This is a genomic window from Phytoactinopolyspora alkaliphila, from assembly GCF_010550695.1.
Lineage (GTDB): Bacteria > Actinomycetota > Actinomycetes > Jiangellales > Jiangellaceae > Phytoactinopolyspora > Phytoactinopolyspora alkaliphila.
This window is the reverse complement of sequence record NZ_JAAGOB010000008.1, coordinates 95,383-119,173: the sequence shown is the minus strand read 5'-3', so window position 1 is coordinate 119,173 and position 23,791 is coordinate 95,383. Positions and strand designations below refer to the sequence as shown.

Here is a 23,791-nt window from a genome sequence, read left to right as displayed (position 1 = left end):
ACTCTTCCACTGCTGACGGGAACCTTCCAGCGTTGCGCCGGACAACTCCTCGGGGGGCTTCTCAGTTTCGCGCCCGGACGGACTGCCGGACCGCGGACGGGGTGGCGCCGGTCTCGCGGACCAGGACCCGGCGCAACTGGACCGGGGTGCCGAAGCCGCTGCAGCGCGCGACCTGAGCCATGCCGAGCCGGGTCTGCCGGAGCAGCCGCTGCGCGTGCCGGATCCGGCGCTGGGTGACGTAGTCGCGGAACGTGGTGCCCAGTTCGGCGCGGAACAGGTGGGAGATGTGGAAAGGGCTCACTCCCACCGCGGTCGCCACGGTCTTCAGGCGCAGTGCCGGGTCGGTGAAGTGCTCGTCGACGTGGCGGCGCACCAGTTCAAGCGTGGACGGGCGGGTGGAGCTCCTCCGGTGGCGGGCGACGAGCGCGTCGACCACGCGTTCAACCCACGTGGCGACGGTGGCCGGCTCGTGCAGGTCGGCGAGGTCGGCGAGCGCGGGATACGGGACCGCCTCGCAGACGGCCATCCAGTCCGAAGCCGTGCCCACGCCGAGACGGCCGTCCAGGGTCGCCGTGGTGGCCAGGACCTGCCCGAGCAGCCAGCGGCGCACCAGCTCGTCGTCGCCGTCCACGGAGGCGGTCGCGCGGTCGAACCAGTCGCAGAGCAGGCGGGTGGCTCGGTCGGATTCGCCGCGGCCGATCGCGCGGGCCAGTTCACGGTGGACGTCGTGAGGTGCCTGGATATCGCGCGGTGCCTGGATATCGCGCGGCGCCCGACGGTCATGCTGGATCACCCGGTCCGGTCCGAGTGCCAGTTTCGACCGGTGCACCCGGCGCGCGGACGAGATCGCGTCGGGGACAGCGTCCGCGCCGGTGACCGCGCGGCCCACCGCCACCGTGACCGTGATGTCGCCGCTGGAGCGCGCCGTGCGGTGGATCGCCGTGGCGACCTGGTCCGCGTGCAGCTCCAACTGGTCGACGGTGGGGGAGGAAAGAGTCAGCAGCCATTCGTCCGGAGGGAGATGTTCGACCCGTGCTCCCCTTACCCGCTGTACCTCACCGGCGATGATGCGGCTGAGTGAGCGCCGGGTCCGTTCCGCCCAGCCATCCATGGCGCGGCTGGCACGCGGGAGGAACCCGTCCACGTCGACCAGAAGGCAACAGACGGCCGGAAACGCTGCGCGACTCCCGGGCCCGGCATCCTGGAGACTCTCGGCACGCATGCGGACAGCATATCGGATTCTGTCCAGTTTGGGACGTCCCAAACATCGCAATTTTACGTCCGAAGCGATGTCCAATGGTGTCTATACAGTTCGCCGGTATCGTCCTGGTGGAGCGCCGTATTGGCGTTTGAACGCGTTGGCGAAGGCGAACTCGGAGGTATATCCGACCCGGCCGGCGATGGCGTTCAATGGTGCGTCCGACTCCTGGAGAAGCCGTGCGGCGGTGGTCATCCGCCACCATGTCAGGTAGCTCAGCGGGGGCTGGCCTACCACCGCCGTGAACCGGCGGGCGAACGGTGCCCGGGACAGCCCCGCATGCGCTGCCAGCGTCGCCACCGTCCACGGTCGCGCGGGCTCGCGGTGCATCGTCTGCAGCGCGGCCGTGACGGCGGGATCCTTGAGCGCCGCCGCCCAGCCGGTGGCGGCCCCGTCGGCCGGCTGAGCATCAAACCACGTGCGCAGCATGTAGAGCAACAGCGTCTCGAGCAGTGCGGGAACGATCGCGTCCGTGCCGAGGCCAGGTCGTTCCAATTCGGTCGCGAGCAGGTCCACGGTGGCACGCAGCTCCGGATGCCTGCCCAGGTGCGCGGGAAGGTGGACGAGATCGGGCAGGTCGCTCAGCAGAGGGTGAGCGCGGGCGTGATCGAGTTGATAGGCGCCACAGACTGTGACGGTGACCGCGGCGCCGGTGCCGGGTTCTCCGACGGTGCCGGTTCCGGTGCGATGTTCCAGGAACTCGGGGCTGGTCGGGTCGCAGGCCGGCGCGGTCACGGCGGTGGACGGGCTGTCGGCCAGGGTGTGTCCGCGGCCATGGGGCATCAGGACCACATCCCCGGCAGCCAGGGGCACCGGCTCGGCATCGGAGGACAGGAGCCAGCACGGTCCCTGCAGAATCACCTGGAAGCCGGCCGATCCGGGTACGGATGCGAACCGCTGCGCCCAAGGCGCGTGCCACGTGACCCGGGCTGACCGGGGCTGGCCGGTTCGCATGACGGCGATCACGTCGCTGAGCACGTCCATAGTCACAGTATGTGCCACGAGACGTATGCGTAGAAAATAGCGACGATCACGTATAGCTCGTCTTCGATGCCAAGCATAGGTTCACCACATGAGAGCTATCCGAATGCACGAATACGGCGATGCGTCCGTCATCCGCCTCGAAGAGGTCCCACGTCCGGTCCCGGGTCCGGAGGAGGCACTGATCCGCGTCGCGGCCACCTCGTTCAACCCGTCGGAGGTGGGATTGCGCTCCGGTTTCCTGCGCTCCGTCATTCCCGTGGAGTTCCCGTACACGCTCGGCTGGGACGCCTCCGGAGTGGTGACCGAGCTGGGAACCGGGGTGTCCGCGTTCGCCGCGGGAGACCACGTCATCGGCCGGGTCGACACCGGCGGCGCTGCGGCCGAGTACGTCACTGTCCGCACCGACACCCTGACACGGGCGCCCGTCGCCGTACCCCTCGCTCAGGCTGCCGCCATACCGCTCGCCGGTCTCACCGCATGGCAGGCGGTGTTCGAGCATGCCCGTATCTCGCCCGGCCAGAGCGTGTTCATCAACGGCGCTGGGGGCGGCGTCGGGGGATTCGCCGTCCAGCTGGCGAAGCACGCCGGAGCACACGTCATCGCGACCGGGAGCCGGCGCAGCGCCGCCACTCTCCGCCGGCTCGGCGCCGATGAGATCGTCGACTACACCGTCACGGCCCTGGACGACGCGCTCGATTCACCGGTCGACGCCGTCCTCAACCTCGTGGCGACCGAGCCTGAACTGGCCGCCGGCCTGGTAACCCTGGTCCGGGCCGGCGGCATCGTGGTCTCCGTCACCGTCCCCATCGAGTCGCCTGATCCTTCGGTGCGGACCGTGCGCTTCGTGGCGCGCAACGACACGACGCAGCTCGCCGAGCTTGTCGGGCTCCTGGACGCCGGCAACGTGCGCATCGACGTGGCCGCGACCCTCGACCTCGCGGATCTGGCATCGGTGCACCGGGACTCGGAGGCGGGCCGTCTCCGGGGTAAGATCATCCTCACCCCCTGAAGGGGCGTCAACCGAGGAACCACCATTGACTGGGCACGGATCTTGGTGCCGGCGTCTCGGGTAGCGTCTGTGACCATGGCTGTGCGCGTGCTGATGGTCGATGTCGACGGCGTGTTGGTCCACCGGCCGGACGGGCGGCCGTGGCATGCGGACCTCGCGACCGACCTCGGGATCGACCCGGCCCTGCTCCAAGCGGCGTTCTTCCGAGTGCATTTCGACGAGGTCGTGACCGGCCGGGCCGAGCTGTTCGATCGCCTCGATGCGGTACTGCCTCAGCTCGGCAACGTGTCCTCGCGCGAACTGGTCGACTACTGGTTCAGGCAGGACGCCATACTCGACTACCAACTGCTCACCGACCTCGCCGAGGCAAGGGCACGTGGGCTTGAACTGCACCTGGCCACCGTCCAGGAACACCACCGGGCGCGCTACCTGTGGGAGACGCTCGGCCTGGTGGACCACTTCGCTGCCATGCACTATGCGGCGGACGTCGGCGCCCTGAAGTCCGAGGCCGCCTTCTACCGCGTCGTCGAGTCGCGGACAAGGCTCCAGCCTGCTGAGCACTGCCTGATCGACGACAGCGCCCAGAATGTCGAGGTCGCCCGGAGCCAAGGCTGGCAGGCATTCTGGTGGAAGCCGGCGTCGCGACTGGCAGACGCCCTTACTGAACTCGGCATCAAGCCTCGCTAGCGATCACAACGCGGTTGGAAAGCGTGCCGAAGCCCGTGATGGTCGCGTGCATCACGTCGCCGTCCGCCACCGGAGCGATACCGGCGGTCGTTCCGGTGGCGATGACGTCACCCGGTTCCAGCGTCATGCCGTCCGTCAGGTCCTCGATCAGCCTCGGGAGACCGAAGACCATCTGGGAGGTGTGCGCCTGCTGCCGCACCTCACCGTCGATGGTCAAGGTCATCTCGAGGCGGCTCGGGTCGGGCACCGCGTCGGCGGTGACCAGATACGGGCCGAGCGGCGCGAAGCCGTCGAAGCCCTTGGACTGGTCCCAGGGGACGTTGCGCTCGTGATTGATCAGCTGCAGGTCCCGGGCGGTCAGGTCGTTGACGATGGTGTAGCCGGCCACGACGCTGCGCCACTCGTCGGCGGGAACGTCCCGGCACCGGGTGCCGATCACGACGGCGAGCTCGACCTCGTGCTCCACGTGCTTGGTGCGGGCCGGCGGCCGGATGTCGGCCCGATGCCCGGTCAGGGCCGACGACGGCTTGAAGAACAGGACGGGGTCCGGCGGCACCTCCAGGCCGCTCTCTTCGGCGTGCGCGCGGTAATTGAGCGCCATGCAGCAGACCTTGCCGCAGCGCGCCACCGGAGGCTCGAAGATCACCGCGTCCTCATCGAGGACGTCGTCGCCGGCCGCCTGCTCCTGGGCAGCGCGCACGAGCTCAGCGGCCGCGTCGGTGCCGTAGCGGCTCAGCAGGGCCAGCGGATCACCGTCGACGTCCGGAGCCAGCCGCCGCAACGACACCAAACCGTGCTCGGCGTGCCACGCGGCGAGCTCCACCGGCTCGCCTGGAGATCGGCGGATGCGTCCGAGGTGCATGCGGATTCCTTCTCTCGATCGGGGAGGAAAGCCGCAGGCCTGGCCCACGGCTTCGGGATACGCGAACACCAGCCCAGCACGGCAGGACGGGACGGGCAAGAACATGCCGATGCGAACGGTGCACCGTTGATGCGGCATTGGTTGACGCGGACCGAGATCGCCTGCCTAGTGTTCGCTACATAGCACCCCGGCGGAGAGGTTGGAGGCCAAGAGGTGGCTCGGAGTTTGGAACACAGCGACGCGCTGTATGCGCGAGCCCGCGCGGTGATCGCGGGCGGAGTGTCGAGCGACGCACGTCGCCTGCCCGGTACGCCGCTCTATGTCGACCACGCCAGCGGGAGCCGGTTGTGGGACGTGGACGGCAACTCCTACATCGACTACGTGCTCGGTCAGGGGCCGGCCATCCTCGGACACAGTCCAGCAGCGCTGGCAGACGCGGTGGCGGCGCAGATGCGCCGCGGCGTCACCTACTCGGCGCAGCATCTGACCGAGATCGAGGTGGCCGAGCGGCTCCAGTCGATGGTCCCATGTGCCGAGCTGGTCCGCTTCAACTCCGTCGGGTCCGAGGCCGCGCATGCGGCGCTCCGGCTAGCGCGAGGCCACACCGGGCGCCCCAAGGTCGTCAAGTTCGAGGGCCACTACCACGGCTGGTTCGATCCCGTGCTGTTCAGTGTGCATCCGCCGCTCGACCAGGCGGGACCGGCGGAGCGTCCGGTCCTTGTCCCGGGTTCTGGCGGACAGCTTCCGGAGCAGGCCGCCGACCTGGTGCTGGCGCCGTGGAACGACCTGGAGGCGTTCACCGCCGCCATCGCCCAGCACCGCGGTGAGATCGCCGCCGTGGTGATGGAGCCGGTGCTGTGTAACTCGGGCGCCATCACCCCGGACGACGCCTACCTCGCGGCGGTCCGGCAGATCTGTGACGACGAAGGAATCCTGCTGATCTTCGACGAGGTGATCACCGGCTTCCGGGTGGCGCCCGGCGGCGCGCAGGAGCGGCTGCGCATCACCCCAGACATCGGTGTCTTCGGCAAGGCGATGGCCGGGGGGATGCAGGTGTCCGCACTGGCCGGTAAGGCCGAGGTGATGGAGTCGATCGTCTCGGGGAAGGTGTCGCACGCCGGCACCTTCAACTCCCACCCCGTGGCGATGGCCGGTGCCCGTGCCGTGCTCGAGATCCTCGACGAGAAACGCGACGATATCTATCCGGAGATGGAGCGCCTGGGCAGACGGCTGATGGACGGGATGTCGGGAATCGCCGCACGACTCGGCGTCCCGATGCTCGTCCAGGGCACCGGGCATCTGTTCCAGACCTATCTGACCGACGCGCCGGACGTGCGGAACTACCGGGAGTTCGCCGCGGCGGGCAGACCGGCGATGGCCCGGCTGCACGGGCTGCTCCTGGACGAGGGGATCAACATGGTTCCCCGAGGCCTGTGGTTCCTGTCGGCCGCGCACACCGATGACGACGTCGACGCGACCCTGGTGGCCTTTGAGAACGCGCTCAGCCGGATGTGAGGGCAGAGCCGCCGTGCGGCAACGGCGGCGCGTTCGAAGACTCTGCATGCCGCCGCGATCTCCATTTTCTCTGTTCAGACATGGGCCAAAGGTCTATATTTTTCTTCATTGTTTCTCTCTGTCCATGTCAGCCGGGCAACGTAGGCATCCCAAGCCCGGCGATCGGAGGCCCATGGCGCAGCGACGTGAACGACCGATGCTCGACCGGCGAACATTTCTTCAGCTCAGCGGGGTCAGCTCGGCCGCCGTCGCGCTGGGCATCTCTGCGCCCGAAGCGTTCGCGGACGAACGCACTCCGGTGCCCGAGGGGGCGTTCGGTCTGGGCGTCGCCTCAGGCGAGCCCGGACCGCGCAGCGTGGTGCTGTGGACGAGACTCGCACCGGAACCGCTGGCGCCCGACGGTCACGGTGGGATGCCGCGTCGACCGGTGCCTGTGCAGTGGGAGATGTCAACGGACGAGAGTTTCCGCCGCGTCGTCCGGCGCGGCACGGCGGTGGCGTCGCCCGAGCTGTCGCATGCGGTGCACCCTCAGGTCGACGGCCTGCAGCCCGGCCGGGAGTACTTCTACCGTTTCAAGGCGGGGCGGGAGACCAGCCCCGTCGGGCGGACCAAGACGCTGCCGGCGCGCGGCGAGCTCGCCTCGTCGTTCAGCTTCGCCACCGCATCCTGCCAGGCGTGGTACCACGGCCATTTCAGCGCATACCGGCATATGGCCGCCGAGGAACTCGATGCGGTCTTCTTTGTCGGCGACTACATCTACGAATACGGCATCACCAGCGCCAACCTCTGGCGTGCGGGTGCCTCGGTGACACCGGAGCATGCTGTTGACATCGAGACGCTGGAGCAGTTCCGGCTGCGCTACTCGCTGTTCAAGTCCGACCCACACTTGCAGGCAGCGCACGCCCTCGCTCCATGGGTGGTGACGTGGGACGACCACGAGGTGCAGAACAACTACGGCGCGGACGGCTCCCGATACGGCGTCAGCCCTGAACATTTCGTCCATCTGCGTGCCGTCGGCTACCGCGCGTTCTACGAGAACCTGCCGTTGTCGCTGTCCACGATGCCCGACGGCCCTGACACCGCGCTGTATCGGCGCTTCGATGTGGGATCGCTGGCTCGGTTCAATATCCTCGACACCCGCCAGTACCGTGATGCGCCGCCCGCCGACGCCGGCGACCAGTACGACGAGCAGCGCACGATCCTCGGACACGAGCAGGAGCAGTGGCTGTACGACGGGATGATCGGCTCGCCCGCGACGTGGAACGTGCTCGTGAACGGTGTCACCGTGTCGGCGATCACCGAGGACCGCACCGACCAGTGGGACGGGTACCCTGCGGCGCGGCAGCGGTTGATCGGGGCCATGCAGCAGACCGGCAACCCTGTGGTGCTGACCGGCGACATTCACCGGCATGTCGCTGCTGAGCTGAAGGCGGACTTCGCCGACCCGTCATCCGAGACCGTGGGGGTGGAGCTGATCTGCACGTCTATCGCCTCGGACGGGGACGGCGCACCGACGGACGGGTACACGCCCGACTGGATTCAGCACCCGTACGTGAAGCTCTACGACGGCCGGCGCGGATACGTGCACTGCCGGATGACACCGGACGAGCTGACTTCAGAGTTCAAGATCGTCTCGTGGATCCGGGCAGACGCCGACGCGCCGCTGGAGACCGTCGCCAGGTTCGTGACCCCCGCCGGGAGTCCCGGGTTGGAAAAGCAGGGATGAGGAGATGAGTGTGACCACCGCCTCGAAGGTACGTCCCATCACCGGGCTCCAGGGGGAAGGCAAGCTGGCGCGGATCGTCCTCGACTGGACGCCGGAGCCGTGGGAGACCGTCGTCGATCACTATGCCGTGTACGGAACCCGCGACGCCGATGACGTCGAGGTGGAGCCGGGAACGCTGCTGACCAAGACCGTCTATCCACACTTCGTGCATCGCGGCCTCGGCGGTGCGTCGGAGCGATGGGTCTACCGCGTGGTCACCGTCGACGCAGCCGGCTCGCGCAGTCGCCCGTCGACTCTCGTCGCCGTCACCAGCCGCGAGTCCGTCAGTGTCTCCGGCTCGCCCCTGGCCGTCGTCGGCGAGTTCGACGGCAAAGGCCTGGAGTTCGCGTTGTCACCGGCCGGCTCCTCCCAGTACAACGCGACCTTCCCGAACGGTGTGGACTTCTCCTACGGCACGGACGTCGTGGGCACCGGGTGGAGCTATCTGCAGCCCGGCCCCGCCGACTCGTGGGCCGGGCGACGCAATCATCTGTTCCGGCTGCGCTTCGAGCTCGACGAGGTGCCCGCCCACGACGTCGATCTTGCCCTGTGGCTGATCGACAGTCACGCGTCGATACCCGGCTCGGCCGTTCTCACCGTCAATGGCACAAGCGTCGACCGGCTGACGTTCGAAGGCGGTGCCACCAAAGGCTCGACCCAAGGCGACAGCACCGTGCCCGGCTCTCCGCTCAAGCCCTCGTACCTCGAGCGTCCCCTGGCGGCTGGCCTCTTCGTCGCCGGGGAGAACACGCTCGAGCTGTTCAAGGACGACGGTTCCTGGATCGCCTACGACGCGATCGGAGTGTTCGCCCGCGCAGGGCATTAGCAATCAGGTCCGTGTTCACCGCGGGGCGTGGCCGCGATCGTCATGCAAGCGGTTGCAGTCGCGGTGGCGTCGCCAGTACCCTGTGCCCAGCGGAGCCGACGAAAGTGTGCTGCGGCTGAGCGCCATCGGGCTGCGCGGCACATGAGCGAAAGGAGCGCGGTGAGCGGCGAACCGATCGGTGTAGGCGTTGTCGGGCTGGGAACCATCGGCGTCCGGCACGTCGAAGTCCTGGGGCATCTCGGGGGATTGGCTCGGCTGGTCGCCGCCAGCGGAGGTGCGCCGGCGACACTGCGCGATCTGGGGCACGCGGACGCCGCCCATCTGAGCCCCGAGGAGGTCATCGCTCATCCCGAGGTCGATCTCGTCGTTCTGTGCACTCCCAGCGGCCTGCACGGCGAGCAGACCCTCGATGCCTTGCGGGCCGGCAAACACGTGGTGGTGGAGAAACCGCTGAGCGTCGACGTCGCCTCCGCCGAGGAGATCGTCCGGGTGTCCGAGCAGCGGCGCCGTTTCGTCAGTGTGATCTCCCAGCGCCGTCTCGAGCCGCAGAGCCAGTACCTCAAGCGGCTGCTCGACGACGGCACGCTCGGGCGGCCCGTCCTGGGCGAGGCGTTCGTGCACTGGCTTCGCGACGACGCCTACTACGCTCATGCGTCCTGGCGCGCCCAGCAGGACCAGGGTGGCGGATCGCTGATGAACCAGGGTCTGCACAGCGTGGACCTGCTCGCGTGGCTCATGGGCCCGGTGACTCGGGTCACCGCGCAGTACGCCACCCTGGGGCACCGGTTCGACGCCGAGGACACCACCGTCGCCACCCTGCAGTTCGCTTCCGGCGCTCTGGGAGCCGTGGTGACATCGACGGCGACCCCTCCGGGCAGGCCTGCCACCATGAAGCTGTTCACCGGCCGGGGCGCGGCGGAGTTCGCCAACAGCGACGTCGCCGCCTGGGACTTCGACGGCGTCCCGGCACCGCCGGAACCGGACCACGGGCCGGGCAGCGGCGCGTCCGACCCGTCGGCCATCGGCCTGGCCGGCCACCTGGCACAGTGGCGGGACATCGTCGACGCCTACAGGACCGGACGCGCGCCGGAGATCGGCGCACGGGACGGCCTGCGAACCGTCCAGCTGCTGTGCGGCATCTACGAGGCGGCCGAGACCGGACGCGCCGTGACTTTGGAGGAGATCTCATGATTCGCCTGGCCGTGGCCGGTATGGCCCACCCGCACGTCACCTACATCTTCTCAGAGCTGCCACACCGGCCGGAGGTGGAGCTGGTCGCCGTATCCGACCCAGATCCGGCCAACCTCGCGACCTATGCCGAGAGCATCGGCGACGTGCCTGCCTACGCCGACCACAGGCAACTGCTGGAGAAGCACGACGTCGACGTCGTGGCAGCAAACGGCGTCTTCGGCGACCGGGCCGAGGTGGTCGTGGACGCGCTGCGAGCCGGGGCGCACGTCCTCGCGGACAAGCCCCTGTGTACGTCGCTCGAACAGCTCACCGCCATCGAGGATGCCGTGGCCGGGGCACGAGGCATGGTCTCGGTGTTGTTCGAGAAGCGCAATCATCCGGTCACGCTGGCCGCCCGCCGCCTTGTCGAAGCCGGAACGCTGGGGGAGCTGTCCCTGATCGCCAGCACCGGGCCGCACGCACTGCGGCACCGGTCCCGGCCGCCGTGGTTCTTCACGCCTGCCTACGGTGGCGTGCTGGCCGATCTCGCCGTCCACGACGTCGACATGGTGCTGGCTCTGACCGGAGCTCGGGAAGGCGACGTCGTCGGCATCAGCGGCAAGCGCGGATATCCGCAATACCCCGAGTTCCACGACCACGCGGCCATGCTGCTTCGGGCCGGGCCGGTGACCGCCACCATCGACGCGCACTGGCTCGCGCCGGAGGCGGACTCCAGCAATGGCCGCTACCAGATGCGGCTGGTCGGCACCCGCGGCACGGCGGAGATGCGCTGGACGGAGGGTGAGCTGGAAGTCGCCACACATGACCGCGATACCTGGCTGGAGCCGTTGCCCCCGAAGCGCCGGCCGGCTGAGGACTTCTTCGACGCATTGCTGGCCGGCGAGCGCCCGGAGATCGGCAACGCCGAATCCTTCGACGCCACGAGGGTCGCCCTGCTCGCACAGCGCAGCGCTGACCAGGGTGGCGCGGTCGAGCGATGGCGGATCTGAGCTGTCGGCCCGGCCGAGTGCTTCGGGCCGACGACGACGTCCTGACGTGGGAAGGCGCCGTCGACCTGGAGCATACGGGGGAGTGGTCGCGGGCGTGGCGGCTGCCGCTCAGCAGGCTCGCACTGTTCCCTGGTGAAGGCCTGCGTCAGCGGGCGCTGATGCAGGCCGGCGTCCGGATCGTCCTCGGAACGGACGCGGCGGCGCTGCGTGGACGGGCGGTCGTCGCCGATCTGGGCGACGCGACGGCGGACGAGGCGTCCCCGGTGGACCTGGTCGTGGACGGGCGTTACTTCTCGTCGTCGCCGGTCACGCCGGACGGTGACTTCGGCTTCGACCTGCCGGCGGGGCAGAAGACGGTGGAGCTGTGGCTGCCGCAGTTCGGCGACTTCCGGTTGTCCTCCCTTGAGATCGCCGGCGACGCGCGGCTGTGGCGAGTGGACCCTCGGCCGCGACGGCCCAAGCTGATCACCTACGGCAGCTCCATCACACAATGCCGGACGGCGGCGTCGCCGACGCGCACCTGGCCGGCACTGGTGGCGCGTGACCTGGACATGGACCTGACCTGCCTGGGCTACGGCAACCAGTGTCACCTGGACCCGATGATCGCCAGGATGATCCGCGACATGCCGGCCGACGTGATCGTCACGTGCCTGGGTATCAACGTCTACGGCAACGGCTCGTTCAACGAGCGCTCCTTCCTGCCAGCGGTGCTCGGCCTGCTCAGCACCATCCGCGACGGTCACCCAGGGGTGCCCATCCTGGTGATCTCGCCCATCGCCGCCCCTTCGCGGGAGGACCTCGTAGGCAAGACGGGCATGACGCTGGCGCAGGTGCGCGACTACGTGGCGGAGGCGGCCAGGCTCTTGCGCGAGCACGGCGACGACGACCTCCATATCCTGGACGGACGTGACGTCTTCGGTGCGGAGCAGGCGCACCTGCTCATCGACCATGTGCACCCGGGCTCCGCGGGCTACGCGCACATGGCCGCGTCTATCGCGCCGGCGATCCGCACGGTCATGTCCCCATGATCATTGGCGATTGCCTACACGCGGCTGTACGCGATCGTCAATGATCATGGGAGGCGCGACTCTCCACTGCCGATGAAATGGCGGGTGAAGGTCACGGCTCGTTCCAGAGCCGCGGCCAGGATGCGTTCGCCGACCTCCCGGCTGGCTTTCGTGGGATCGCCGTAGACGCCGTCGGTGGTGAGTTCGTCGAACCGGACGGCGATGTCGACGTAGCCGTGCGGCGCGGACAGGGGGTGTGGGTCCGAGCGGACTCCCGCGGGCCGCACACGGCCGGCCTTGACGAGTTCGGGCGCGAGTACCATCGCCAGTGAGGTCTCCAGCTCGCACGCGTGCCCGTACGCCGATCCCGCGGCTTCTTCCGCGCAGACATCGCGGGCGAGCTTGGCCCACATCATCGACGCGACGAGCACGTCGAGCTCGCTGCGTGCGCGCCGCGCCACAAGGGTGAGCGCCTCCATGTTGCCGCCATGGCCGTTGACGATCACGACCCTGGTGAACCCTTGCGCTTTGAGGGTGGCGACCAGGTCCAGCATGACGGCGATGAACGTCGTCGGCGTGAGTGTGAGGGTGCCGGCGAATCGCTCGTGATGTTCGGAGAGTCCGTAGGGGAGGAGGGGGCAGACGACGGCATCGCCGCCGAGCGAGGCGCCCAGCCGGTCGGCGAAGGCCTCGGCGATGCGCGCGTCGGTGAGGACGGTGAGGTGCGGGCCGTGCTGCTCCACGGCCCCGACGGGAAGGACGGCGACCTTCGCGGCTCGCTGAGCGGCTTGAGCATCCTCGGTGGTGAGATCGGCCAGCCGGACCGCAGTGTCGTTGGCAGCCATGTCGGTCTCCTTCCTTCTTGCGAGCTGCGACTCTCGCGTCACAGCGGCGGCGAGTATCGCCGAGTGCGTGCCTCCCGGCCGGGACCGTACCAGTCTGCCGCTCGAGCGACGCTGGGTCACCCAAGCGGCAGACGGATCCGAAGGACCGGCTCGTCAGAGGTCGATCTGGACTGTCTCGCCGGCCCTGGCGTAGCGCCGCGCGCTGTCTCGTTCCGGCGCCGGACCGATCACCTCGATCTCGGCGGCGCGGAGCCGGCCGAGTCCGACGTGCTGTGTCTGCAACGCCCCGCCACCGTAGCCCTCGGTGGACACGATCTGCCGGCTGAAGATCGGCGGCTTGCCGCGTTGCCGGTCTCCGGGGCGATAGACGTTGACCGTGGAGCCCAGCGGGGAGCCGGACGAGACCTTGACCTTGAGCCAGTTGCCGGCGGCGGAGGTGTTCTCCCAGTAGCGCGACGGCAGGTCCGGGAACCACTCGACGCCGAACAGGTCGACCCGGCCGTCGTTGTTGAAATCGGCGTTGACTCCGGTCGGCCAGTACCGCGGGATGCCGATGCGCTCCCACTCGGCCACCTCGGGGGTGGGCTGCCGTTCGTCGTTGAGCCCCCATGGGGTGTCGAACTGCGGAATCCCGTCGTCGAGACCGGCATGCCTGAAGATCGCCGGCTCGGTGCCGTCGCCGACGGAGACGCCGGTCACGATGTCCAGCCAGCCGTCGTTGTCCATGTCGGCCAGCGTGACGTGCGCCGGTTTGCCGTCGACGGGGCCGATCCCGGTCTCGGCGGTAACGTCGGTGAACATCGGCATGCCGTTCTCGTCGTTGCCCTGATTGAGGTAGATGTGCACGGGTTGCGGCCAGAGGGTGGCCAGCGCCGGATAGGGATGCGACCCGACGACGAGGTCGTGCCGCCCGTCGCGGTTGAGGTCACCGACCGTCACACCGGCCGACTCATCCCGCCACAGCTGGCTGACCATCGTGAACTCGCTCGCGTCCGCCTCGATGAAGCCACCGTCCCCGTCGTTGACGAAGATGCGGGCACGCTGGTGAATCCCTTCGCCCTCGGGCACGTCCTTGTCTCGCAGGGAGCCCGAGATGAAGAGGTCCGGCCAGCCGTCGGCGTTGAGGTCGGCGGCGACGACGCCAAGTCCGCTGAGGTCGTCAGGCAGACCCGTGGCCGCGGTGGCCTCGTCGAACTGGAAGTCTCCATTGCCCAGGTAGAGGCGGCCCGACGCCGGGCCGAGCGCGTCTTCGTAGTAGACGTCTTCGATGACGAAGAAGTCCTGATTGCCGTCACCGTCGAAGTCGGCCACGGCGATCGAGCGCGCGGCGATCTCACCGGCTACCTGGCCGACTCGGGTGAACTGGCCGTCGTCGTTGCGCAGAGCCACGACCTGCTGGCCGTTCGTGGGATCCTGGCTGGCGAACTCGTACGGGTAGTAGTGCGAGACGAGCAGGTCGAGATCTCCGTCGTTGTCGAGGTCGGCGAAGACCGACCCGCTTGAGCTGCCGTCGCGCATCTCGGGGAACGTCGGGTCGGGTTCGAAGCCGTCAGGCCCGCCGAGGAGCAGCCGGTCCGGCGATATCTCCGTGGCGCCGCGATCGTCGATCTCTCCCCGGAAGAATCGTTCCCACGGGAGCTCCTTGTAGAAGGTCCCGACGTACAGATCGACCCAGCCGTCGTCGTTGACATCTCCGGCGGACGCCGCGTGGGCGAACATCCCCAGCAGTGGGTCCCACAGCCCCTTCTCCGTCGTCTGTTCCTCGACCGAGATCGAGTAGCCGGTGCCAGGGCGGGATCCATGGTCGCCGCTGTCACGCGCGGGCATGTCGTCGTCGCCGGATGCCACGGCTGGCACGCCCGTCATGACGACGCAGGGCGCGAGGACCGCGATGGCGAATCGTCGTCTGCTGAACACAACACCTCCGGTTGAGTTGGATACCGCGGCGGCGGCGTTAACCGGTCCGAAACCGCGTGGCGGAACACTGGTGCTGGCGAATGACATGAAGGCTTGCAGCGCCGTCGGTTCGAAGTCAACGGCCTTCCACGGGCCGTTCCATTTGATGGAATGGCCTGCGTTTTCGTGGCTGGTGATGTTGACGCTGGTGATAGCAAGGTGGCAGGTTGAACGTCTCCCAAAGGTTCCCAATAAGCCAGTAGCCGTTTCCGGCGAATGGAACGCGAGGTGACCATGCGAGGCAAGCTCAGATGGTGCATAGGGGCTGCGACCGCTGCGGTGTTGATTGCGGCGTGCTCGGCCAACGAGGTGCCGGGCGAGAACAACGCCGCGGCAGGCGACGGCGACGCGGACAGCCCGGGTGACGCGGGCGGCGACGACTCGGTGCGGTTCCTGATCGCCGAGAACTTCTGGGCCGACTGGGTCCCGTATCAGAGCACCGCCCAGAGCCAGGCCCGCCTGGAGACGCACATCTACGACACGTTGCTGCAGTTCCCGAGTGGAGAACTCGACCAGCCGGAGCCGGCATTGGCGACGGAGTGGGAGCAGGTCGATGCCACGACGTGGGAGTTCACGCTACGCGACGACGTGACGTTCCACGACGGTTCACCGTTCACCGCCGACGACGTCAAGGCCTCGGTCGAGCTCGCCTCCGGCGCGACGGACACGGATACCGTCCTGCAGACGCGATGGGTACCCACCACCGGCGAGGTCGTCGACGACCACACGATCCGGCTGGTGACCGAGAGGCCTTTCGCGTCGCTGCTGAACGCCGTGCGGCAGACACCGATCGTCTCCTCCGAGGACATCGAGGAAGGGTCGGACGCCCTGGCGCAGAATCCGAACGGCACCGGCCCGTTCCGGCTCGTCGACGAGTCCGAGACGAAGAAGAGCATGGAGGCGAACCAGGACTACTGGGCCGGTCCGCCCGAGATCGAGCGGTTGGAATGGGAATTCGTCGGGGATCCGCAGACTCGGGTCAGCGCTCTGCTGGCCGGGCAGGCCGACGTCATCGACCGGGTGCCGGCCGAGCAGCACGCCACCATCGAGGAGGCGGACGGCTACTCGCTGATCTCGGCCACCGCCAGCGAGCAGGTGAACCTGTGGTCCATACCCGGCCGGGTGCCGGAATGGGACGACAGTCCGGAATTGCGTCGGGCCGTCATGCTGGCGATCGACCGGCAAGCTCTGGTGGACAGCCTCGTCATGGGGGAGAGCGTCGTCGCCGACAGTTTCGCCCCGCAGGCGACGCTGCACCACACCAGCGGCTCGCCGGCGTACGACCAGGACCTGGACGAGGCGCGGCGGCTGGTTCAGGAGGCCGGCGCGGAAGGCCTGGAGTTCGAGCTCTGGGTGGCCAGCGGATTCCTCCCGCGTGCCGAGCAGGTGGGAGAAGCCATCGCTGCCAATCTCAACGAGATCGGGCTGAACGTGCGCGTGGTGCCGAGCGATGTCGCGGGATTGGTCGACGATTCGAACAGTGAGTCGGGGAGCGGGCTGCTCTACCACCTGAGCTGGTCGAGCGGCGGTGACCCGGACGCCGCGTTGGGAATCTACGCCACGCCGAACCGGTGGACAGCCGGTGACGACACCATAGATCAGCTGGTCGCGGACGGCAAGACGACCGTCGACCCGGACGAGCGTGCAGCCGTCTACGCCGAGCTGCAGGCGTATCTGTGGGAGGAACTGCCCCATATACCGCTGTACAACAGCGACTTCACGGTGGCCTACTCCGACCGGGTCCGCGAGCTGCGGGTGCTGCCCAACTACGAGACCAACTTCTACCCGGCGAGTATCGGCGAGTAGGCATGCTTCTGTACATCGTCCGGCGCACCGCGCAGATGCTCGTGGTCGTGCTCTGCGTGGTGACGCTGGTGTTCCTGTTGCTGCGGCTCGCCGCGGGTGATCCGGCCCGGCTGATGAACGCGCCGGACGCGCCGGACGACGTCGTCGAAGCCACCCGCGTGCGGCTGGGTCTGGACGAGCCGATCTACGTCCAGTACCTGTACTTCCTCCGGGACCTGTTCGGCGGCGACCTGGGCCAGTCCTTCCAGGGAGGGTATTCGGTGGCGCAGGTGGTGTTCGCCGCCTTGCCGAACACCGCCATGCTGGCCGCGGTCACGGTGCTGGTGTCGACCCTGGTGGCGCTGGCCCTGGGCATCGGCGCCGCCCTGACGCGAGGATCCTGGCTCGACCGCGCGGTGCAGGTTTATGTGGCGTTTGCGCAGTCCATTCCGAGCTTCTGGCTGGCCGTGGTGCTGGTGCTCATCTTCGCGGTGCAGCTCGGATGGCTTCCGGCCGTCGACTTTACCGGGCCTACCAGCTTCGTGCTCCCGGTGACGACGATGGCGGTGGCGCTCACGCCGATCCTGATCAGGACGATCCGGCAGTCCTTCATCGAGACGCTGGAACAGGACTACATCCGCGCGGCGCGCGCCCGCGGCATCGCCCAGCGCAAGGTCTTGCTGGTCCACACCCTCAAGGTGGCCTCGCTGCCCCTGGTAACGCTGATCGGTCTGCAGTCCGGGATGATCCTGGCCGGGTCCTACGTCGTAGAGAACATCTTCAACTGGCCCGGCATCGGCAAGCTCGCCGTGGATGCGCTCACCAGCCGGAACTTCCCGATGGTGCAGGGCGCGGTGCTGGTCGCCGCGGTGGCTTTCGTGCTGGTCAACTTCGTCGTCGATCTGCTCTACACGACGTTGGATCCGCGTATCAGGCTAAGGAGGGCGTCGTAGATGCTGCGCCGGAAGGCGGCCATTGTCGGGCTCGGCGGTATCGGCCTGCTGGTCTTCGTCGCCGTCACCGCGCCATGGATCGCACCGTACGAGCCGGCGGCGCAGGACCTGGCGAACGTCCTGGCGCCCCCGGTGTGGGACGGCGGCGACTGGGCGTACCCCCTGGGCACGGACGCCTTGGGCCGCGACGTGCTGTCGCGCATGATCTACGGTGCACGTTCGTCGGTCCTGATCAGCGCATGCGCCATGCTCATCGGAGCGACCCTGGGACTGGTGACCGGCCTGATCGCCGGCTTCTTCGGCGGGCTCGCCGATACCCTCATCATGCGCCTCGGCGACGTCCAGCTCGCATTGCCGTTCATCCTCATCGCGATCGTGATCCTCGGCATGATGACCGAGCGGTCACCGGTTCACCTGATCGTCGTTCTCGGCATTCCGGCGTGGATCGTGTACGCCCGCGTCGTGCGGGCACGGACGCTCGCCGAACGAGAGCAGGACTACGTCCGCGCCGCCGAGACCATCGGCGCCCGCCCGTTGCGGCGGATGCTGCGCTACGTGCTTCCCCAGGTTCGCAGCGTCATGCCCGCCATTGCCCTGATCGACCTGAGCCACCTGGTGGTGATGGAGTCCACCCTGAGCTTCCTCGGGTTCGGGCTGACGTCACCGCACGTGTCGTGGGGGCAGATCCTGGCCGACGGCCGGCAGAACATGGTGGTCTCACCGTGGCTTCCGGTGCTGCCCGGTGTCGCCATCATGCTCACGGTCCTGTGCATCAACCTGGCTGTGGAGGGGATGCGGGCACAGGTCGAGCCGCGCCGCCGATGGTGGTCGACGCGTTGGCGCCGCCTCGGTCCACGAGAGACTCAGCCGGGCGCGTCCGCCTTGAGCGCAACCTCCGCGGGCCCAGCTACGGCGAGCACGCCGTCCGCGGTGAGCGTCCCGGGCGACGTGCTGCTCGACGTGCGGGGTCTCTGCGTGGAGTTCCCGGCGGCCGACGGCCGGGTCGTGCAGGCGGTGCGCGGGGTGAGCTTCACGGTCGGACGAGGCAAGATCCTGGGTATCGTCGGCGAGAGCGGCTCCGGGAAGTCGGTCACCTCGTATGCCCTGTTGCGATTGTTGTCCGCGCCCGGGCGGGTGAGCGCCGGATCTGCCGTGTTCGACGGTGTCGACCTGCTCGGTGTGCCGGAACGGTCGATGCGGCGGATCCGTGGCAGGCGCATCGGCATGATCTTCCAGAACCCGGTCGGATCCCTGAACCCGGTCCTGACCGTCGGCTACCAGATGGTGGAGGCGATCAGGACGCACCGGGACATCGACCGGCGCACGGCCGTGGAGATCTCGGACCGTGTCTTCCGCGACGTCGGGTTCGCGGATCCGGCCCACGTCATGAAGCAGTATCCGTTCCGGCTCAGCGGCGGGCAGAATCAGCGAGTCATGATCGCCATGACCATGGCGATCGAACCGGAGCTGCTGCTCGCCGACGAGCCGACCACCGCACTGGACGTCACCACCCAGGCTCAGGTGCTGGATCAGCTGCGGCGGGTCCGCGACGAACACGGCACCAGCATCGTGATCATCAGCCATGACATCGGCCTCATCGGGGAGATCTCCGACGACGTGGTGGTGATGTACGCCGGAGAGGTGTGCGAGTCGGGGCCGACCGAACAGGTGCTGCGTGAGCCACGGCATCCGTACACCCAGGCGCTGCTGGAGTCCGTGCCCCGGCCGGAGACGGGTGTCACCAGCTTGCTGCGGTCCATTCCCGGCGAGCTGCCCGACCCGGCGCAGGAGTCCACCGGCTGCCCGTTCGCGCCGCGATGCACCAGCGCCATGGACGTCTGCCGGACGCACCGCCCGCAACCGTTGACCGTGAGCCCCGCGTGGACCGCGGCGTGCCACCTGTACACCGAGGAGAGGACGGAGGCGACGCGGCGATGACACCGATCCTGGAGCTCGACGACGTCCGCAAGCACTACTCGGTCGGCGGCGGGTTCGCCCGCCGCGGCGCCAGTGTGCGCGCCGTGGACGGGGTGTCCCTGCGGCTGGAACGCGGTGAGACGCTGGGGCTGGTGGGGGAGAGCGGGTGCGGCAAGTCCACGCTGGCACGCACGCTCGTGTTGCTGGAGAAGCCCGACAGCGGGGAGGTCCGGTTCGACGGCCGGCCGGTCTCCGTCACCGACGCGGCGACGCTGCGTCGTGGTGTGCAGATCGTGTTCCAGGATCCCTACACGTCGCTTCCTCCGCACATGAAGGTACGCCGCATCATCGCCGAGCCGTTGATGATCCACCGCATCGCCTCCGGCGCCGAGCTTCGTGCCCGGGTGGACGGGCTGATCGCCGACGTCGGCCTGCCCGCGGCCGTGGCGGACAAGCTTCCGGGGCAGCTCAGCGGCGGGCAGCGTCAGCGAGTCAGCATCGCGCGTGCGCTCGCGCTCGAGCCGTCGCTGCTGATCGCCGACGAGTCGGTCTCCGCGCTGGACGTATCGGTGCAGGCGCAGATTTTGAATCTGCTCAACGGCCTGCGTGAACGGCACGGCCTGACGCTGTTGTTCGTCTCCCACGACATCGGCGTCGTGACCTACGTGAGCCAACGGATCGCGGTCATGTACCTCGGCAAGATCGTCGAGATGGGGCCCGCCGCCGATGTCTACGGACAGCCGATGCATCCGTACACGCGTGCGTTGATGGCGGCCGTGCCAAGTCTGGAACGCCGGGGCCGGGAACGGATCGTGGTGCGAGGCGATCCACCCGATCCCAAGCATCCGCCGCCCGGATGCGCGTTCCATCCGCGCTGCCCGATGGCGCAAGACCTGTGCCGTGCGGAATCGCCGCCGGTGCTTGAGTGGCTTCCGGGAAGGCATGTGGCTTGTCATTTCGCGCTCGGTGGGGAGTCTTATGGAAGGAGCACCGAATGAGTGCACAGGTCCGGATCGGTGTGATCGGACTAGGTTTCATGGGCGGCAAGTGGGCGCAAGCGCTCACCGAGCATCCGCGGGTGGAGTTGGCCGTCGTGTGCGACGTCCGGGAGAGCCACGCGAAGGAGACCGCCGACGATCTTCAAACGACGTGGTCCGCCGACCCCGGTGAAGCGGCGGGTGACCCCACGCTTGACGGCATTGTGGTGTGTACCCCCGAGGACCTGCACGTCGACGCCGCGGTCGCCGCGCTGGAATCGGGCACGCCGGTCGCGATCGAGAAGCCCTTGGCGCATGAACTCGCGGCGGCCGAACGCATCCGCGAGGCGTCCGCCGGCGCCGGTGTCCCGGTGCTCGCCGCGCACATCCTGCGCTTCGAGCCGCGCTACGCGGCGATCAAATCAGCGATCGACGACGGCACGATCGGCGCGGTGCAGATGGTGCGCAGCGAACGCATCGGGGTCGCCGCCGACCAGCGGATCCTGCAGGGACGCACGTCGCTTCCCCTGTACTACGGGTCCCACGAGTTCGACCTGGCCCGCTGGTACGCGGGGGATGTCACCCGGGTGGCCGCCCGGCGCAGCAGCGGCGTGCTGAAGTCGGCGGGATACGACGTGGACGACCTGTACTCCGTCGTTCTCGAGTTCGCCGGAGGCGCGCACGGCACGTCCACGCTCGGCTGGTCGCTGCCGGCCACGTCGGCGCCGTTCAACACCTCAAGTTTCACGGTGATCGGTGAGCACGGGTACGCACGTGTCGAACAAGGCCCCACCGGCCTGTCGGTGGTGGGCCCATCCGGGCTCGCAGCCCTCGACACCTGGTACGCGCCGAGCGTTCATGGCCAGATCAGAGGTGCGCTGGCGAACCAGGTAGATCATTTCGTGCACGTGGTCACGTCCGAGGCACAGCCCTTGTGCACCGTGGACGACGGTGTCGAGGCGGTCAGGCTCTGTGACGCCGTCGAGCGTGCGGCGGGTGACGACGCCTTCGTGGACGTGAATTCGGTGCTGCAAGAGCGCGAGGTATCGCGATGACCGACGACACCACGCTCGAACCCTATGGTGTCCGAGCCGTCAACCGGACACTGGACATCCTTGAGCTCCTCGACGACCCGGCACGGCCGGTGACGCTGAACGAGTTCGTGGCGAAGACCGGCCTGCCCAAGACGTCCGTGTTCCGGTACCTGGCCACCCTGGAGCGGCGAGGCTACGTGGCACGGACGGCGAGCGGCTCGTACCTTCCGACACGATCGTTCGGTCATCCCTGGTCCAGTGACCTGGACGAGCTGGTGCATCGCGCGCAGCCGATGCTCGCAGAGCTCCGCGACCAGTTCACGGAGACGGCGAGCATGGGTGCGCTGGACATGCACCGTGCGTTCTACGTCGCGACCGTGCGGCCACATCGCTCCGTGCGGGTCGACGTCCACTCCGGAGCACGCGCGATGATCCATTGCACCGCTTTCGGCAAGGCGCTGGCCGCGAGGATCCCCGAGGAACGGGTACGGGAGATCCTCGCGATGCAGGGCATGCCCCGCTTCACCAGCCGCACCATCACCGATCCGGACCGGTATGTCCAGGAGCTCGCGCGGGTGCGACGGGCCGGGTACGCGGTCAACAACGGCGAGAACGAAGTAGGGGCACGGTGTGTCGCGTTCGCCCTCACCAGCACGGCGATACCGCTGGCCGTCTCGCTCAGCGCGCCGGCCGATCGCATGCCCATGTCGAGGATCCACCAGGTGGTCACCGCCTTCCGCGAGTTCGACGAGGCCTTCGGCGCGATGGGAGAGACACTGTGACCCGCGAGGTTCCGGTGGTGATCGACGGTGATGCGTGTCCCCGCGGTGGTCGCGAGACGGTGCCGGTGCGCAGCCCGTCCACCGGAGAACAGCTCGCCACGATGGTCCGCGGCACCCCAGAAGACGTCGATCGGGCCGTGCGGGCGGCTGGACACGCGGCCGCCGTTCTGGTCTCGATGACGCCTCGGGCACGTGCCGGCCTGGTGCGCCGCGTCGGTGAACTGATCGCCGAGCGGGCCGGGACGATCGCTCACGATCTCGCGGGTGAACAGGGAAAGCCGCTGCGCGAGGCGGAGGGCGAAGTGGCCACGGCGGTCATCATGTGGCACGAGGCCGCCGAGATCGTGCGGCACAGTACCGACGAGATCCTGCCCAGCGACGACGCCGCGCGCCGGGTGGTGGTGGTGCGGCGCCCGCACGGGGTTCTCGCAGTGATCACGCCTTGGAACTTTCCCGCGACGATCCCCACCGAGTACCTGAGCGCAGGTCTCGCCGCGGGCAACGCGATCGTGTGGAAGCCGTCCGAGCTCACCCCGCTCACGGCGGTTCACCTGATGGACTGTATTCGTGACGCGGGATTCCCGCCGGGTTCGGTGAATCTCGTCCCCGGTCTCGGGCACGATACGGGCGCGGCTCTCGTCTCACACCCGCGGATCTCCGCGATCGGCTTCACCGGAAGCCCGCGCACCGGCGACGCCATCGCCCGCGCCGCCGGCGCCAAGCCGATGCTGCTGGAACTCGGCGGGAACAACGCGACCGTGGTGCTCGACGATGTCGACGTGGCCGCGGCGGCGGACCGGCTGAGCTCAGCCGCGTTCGCCAACGCCGGCCAGATATGCAGCTCGACCGAGCGGATCGTCATCCACCGGCGCATTCACGATCAGCTCGCCGACGCATTGACCGAGCGGGCCAAAGCTCTGCGGCTCGGGCTTTCGCTCGACCCTTCGACCACGATCGGGCCGCTGAACAACGAACCGACCGTCACCAAGGTGAACGGCCACATCGAGGATGCCGTCGCGAAAGGAGCGCGGGTCACCACCGGCGGCAAGCGAGCCGGGGGGTGGCCGACCCCGTTGTATTACGAGCCCACCGTCATGACCGGCCTCACCCCGGAGATGCTCGCGTTCACGGAGGAGACGTTCGGCCCGGTGGCGGCGCTGATGACGTTCGAGTCCGATGACGAAGCCGTTGGTCTCGTCAACGGTCATGGGCTCGGCCTGATCGCGGGCATTCTCGGCGAGGACGTCACGAGAGCCCTGGCGATTGGCCGCCGGATTGACGCGGGCGTCGTCAACATCGGCGACGTCGCCACCGCGTGGCAGCCGCATACACCGTTCGGCGGGTATTCCGGGCGGGCCAGCGGTGTCGGAAGGCTCGGCGGCCGCTACACCGTCGAGGCGCTCAGCCAGCTGCAGACGTTCGTTCTGCCTGCCGACGCGATGCCGTAGT

General features: G+C 68.4%; 20 protein-coding genes. 15 read left to right on the top strand and 5 right to left on the bottom strand.

The window, feature by feature from the left end:
• Positions 1 to 61: 61 nt before the first annotated feature.
• Both G1H11_RS15850 and G1H11_RS15845 read right to left on the bottom strand, forming a co-directional pair.
• The gene (locus G1H11_RS15850; RefSeq protein ID WP_163819560.1) at positions 62 to 1,222 is read right to left on the bottom strand and encodes a helix-turn-helix domain-containing protein; all 1,161 of its coding nucleotides are present in this window, start codon (positions 1,220 to 1,222) and stop codon (positions 62 to 64) included.
• Positions 1,223 to 1,303: 81 nt separating this feature from the next.
• Entirely contained in the window at positions 1,304 to 2,242 is a 939-nt protein-coding gene (locus tag G1H11_RS15845) for an AraC family transcriptional regulator (protein ID WP_163819559.1), read from the bottom strand.
• 88 nt (positions 2,243 to 2,330) lie between these two features.
• Between G1H11_RS15845 and G1H11_RS15840 the strand changes: the two genes are divergently transcribed.
• Positions 2,331 to 3,251, top strand: a complete 921-nt coding sequence (locus G1H11_RS15840; RefSeq protein WP_163819558.1) for an NADP-dependent oxidoreductase — start codon at positions 2,331 to 2,333, stop codon at positions 3,249 to 3,251.
• 75 nt (positions 3,252 to 3,326) lie between these two features.
• Entirely contained in the window at positions 3,327 to 3,938 is a 612-nt protein-coding gene (locus G1H11_RS15835) for an HAD family hydrolase (protein ID WP_163819557.1), read from the top strand.
• Here the strand turns inward: G1H11_RS15835 and G1H11_RS15830 are convergent.
• Positions 3,925 to 4,800, bottom strand: a complete 876-nt coding sequence (locus G1H11_RS15830) for a fumarylacetoacetate hydrolase family protein (protein ID WP_216843807.1) — start codon at positions 4,798 to 4,800, stop codon at positions 3,925 to 3,927. The genes G1H11_RS15835 and G1H11_RS15830 overlap by 14 nt on opposite strands.
• Positions 4,801 to 5,025: 225 nt before the next feature.
• Between G1H11_RS15830 and G1H11_RS15825 the strand changes: the two genes are divergently transcribed.
• The 6 genes from G1H11_RS15825 to G1H11_RS15800 all read left to right on the top strand — a co-directional run bounded on the left by G1H11_RS15825 (position 5,026) and on the right by G1H11_RS15800 (position 12,114).
• Positions 5,026 to 6,315 (top strand): aspartate aminotransferase family protein, encoded by a 1,290-nt coding sequence (locus G1H11_RS15825; RefSeq protein ID WP_163819556.1) that lies wholly within the window; start codon positions 5,026 to 5,028, stop codon positions 6,313 to 6,315.
• A 172-nt stretch (positions 6,316 to 6,487) separates the two neighbouring features.
• Positions 6,488 to 8,041: an alkaline phosphatase D family protein gene (locus G1H11_RS15820; RefSeq protein ID WP_163819555.1), complete on the top strand. Its 1,554-nt coding sequence runs from the start codon at positions 6,488 to 6,490 to the stop codon at positions 8,039 to 8,041.
• A gap of 10 nt (positions 8,042 to 8,051) precedes the next feature.
• Positions 8,052 to 8,906, top strand: coding sequence for a polysaccharide lyase family protein (locus G1H11_RS15815; RefSeq protein ID WP_216843806.1), 855 nt, complete (start codon positions 8,052 to 8,054; stop codon positions 8,904 to 8,906).
• Positions 8,907 to 9,065: 159 nt separating this feature from the next.
• Complete coding sequence (locus tag G1H11_RS15810; protein ID WP_216843805.1) at positions 9,066 to 10,097, top strand: Gfo/Idh/MocA family protein; 1,032 nt, start codon at positions 9,066 to 9,068, stop codon at positions 10,095 to 10,097.
• Positions 10,094 to 11,086, top strand: coding sequence for a Gfo/Idh/MocA family protein (locus tag G1H11_RS15805; RefSeq protein ID WP_163819552.1), 993 nt, complete (start codon positions 10,094 to 10,096; stop codon positions 11,084 to 11,086). The genes G1H11_RS15810 and G1H11_RS15805 overlap by 4 nt, the downstream gene beginning before the upstream one ends.
• Positions 11,074 to 12,114, top strand: coding sequence for an SGNH/GDSL hydrolase family protein (locus tag G1H11_RS15800; protein ID WP_163819551.1), 1,041 nt, complete (start codon positions 11,074 to 11,076; stop codon positions 12,112 to 12,114). The genes G1H11_RS15805 and G1H11_RS15800 overlap by 13 nt, the downstream gene beginning before the upstream one ends.
• A 44-nt stretch (positions 12,115 to 12,158) precedes the next feature.
• Here G1H11_RS15800 and G1H11_RS15795 read toward each other — a convergent pair whose 3' ends face one another.
• Positions 12,159 to 12,938, bottom strand: a complete 780-nt coding sequence (locus tag G1H11_RS15795) for a creatininase family protein (protein ID WP_163819550.1) — start codon at positions 12,936 to 12,938, stop codon at positions 12,159 to 12,161.
• A gap of 153 nt (positions 12,939 to 13,091) precedes the next feature.
• The gene (locus G1H11_RS15790; protein ID WP_163819549.1) at positions 13,092 to 14,855 is read right to left on the bottom strand and encodes an FG-GAP-like repeat-containing protein; all 1,764 of its coding nucleotides are present in this window, start codon (positions 14,853 to 14,855) and stop codon (positions 13,092 to 13,094) included.
• 273 nt (positions 14,856 to 15,128) lie between these two features.
• Between G1H11_RS15790 and G1H11_RS15785 the strand changes: the two genes are divergently transcribed.
• The 7 genes from G1H11_RS15785 to G1H11_RS15755 are packed head-to-tail and all read left to right on the top strand — an operon-like array spanning position 15,129 to position 23,790.
• Positions 15,129 to 16,700 (top strand): ABC transporter substrate-binding protein, encoded by a 1,572-nt coding sequence (locus G1H11_RS15785; protein ID WP_246211473.1) that lies wholly within the window; start codon positions 15,129 to 15,131, stop codon positions 16,698 to 16,700.
• A 2-nt stretch (positions 16,701 to 16,702) separates the two neighbouring features.
• A complete protein-coding gene (locus tag G1H11_RS15780; RefSeq protein WP_163819547.1) occupies positions 16,703 to 17,632 on the top strand; it encodes an ABC transporter permease in 930 nt (309 codons plus the stop codon).
• A complete protein-coding gene (locus G1H11_RS15775) occupies positions 17,633 to 19,570 on the top strand; it encodes a dipeptide/oligopeptide/nickel ABC transporter permease/ATP-binding protein (protein WP_163819546.1) in 1,938 nt (645 codons plus the stop codon).
• Positions 19,567 to 20,547, top strand: a complete 981-nt coding sequence (locus G1H11_RS15770; RefSeq protein WP_163819545.1) for an ABC transporter ATP-binding protein — start codon at positions 19,567 to 19,569, stop codon at positions 20,545 to 20,547. The genes G1H11_RS15775 and G1H11_RS15770 overlap by 4 nt, the downstream gene beginning before the upstream one ends.
• Complete coding sequence (locus tag G1H11_RS15765; RefSeq protein ID WP_163819544.1) at positions 20,544 to 21,581, top strand: Gfo/Idh/MocA family protein; 1,038 nt, start codon at positions 20,544 to 20,546, stop codon at positions 21,579 to 21,581. Before G1H11_RS15770 ends, G1H11_RS15765 begins: the two co-directional genes overlap by 4 nt.
• Positions 21,578 to 22,342: an IclR family transcriptional regulator gene (locus G1H11_RS15760; protein WP_163819543.1), complete on the top strand. Its 765-nt coding sequence runs from the start codon at positions 21,578 to 21,580 to the stop codon at positions 22,340 to 22,342. The genes G1H11_RS15765 and G1H11_RS15760 overlap by 4 nt, the downstream gene beginning before the upstream one ends.
• Positions 22,339 to 23,790, top strand: a complete 1,452-nt coding sequence (locus G1H11_RS15755) for an aldehyde dehydrogenase family protein (RefSeq protein ID WP_163819542.1) — start codon at positions 22,339 to 22,341, stop codon at positions 23,788 to 23,790. The genes G1H11_RS15760 and G1H11_RS15755 overlap by 4 nt, the downstream gene beginning before the upstream one ends.
• Position 23,791: the final 1 nt, after the last annotated feature.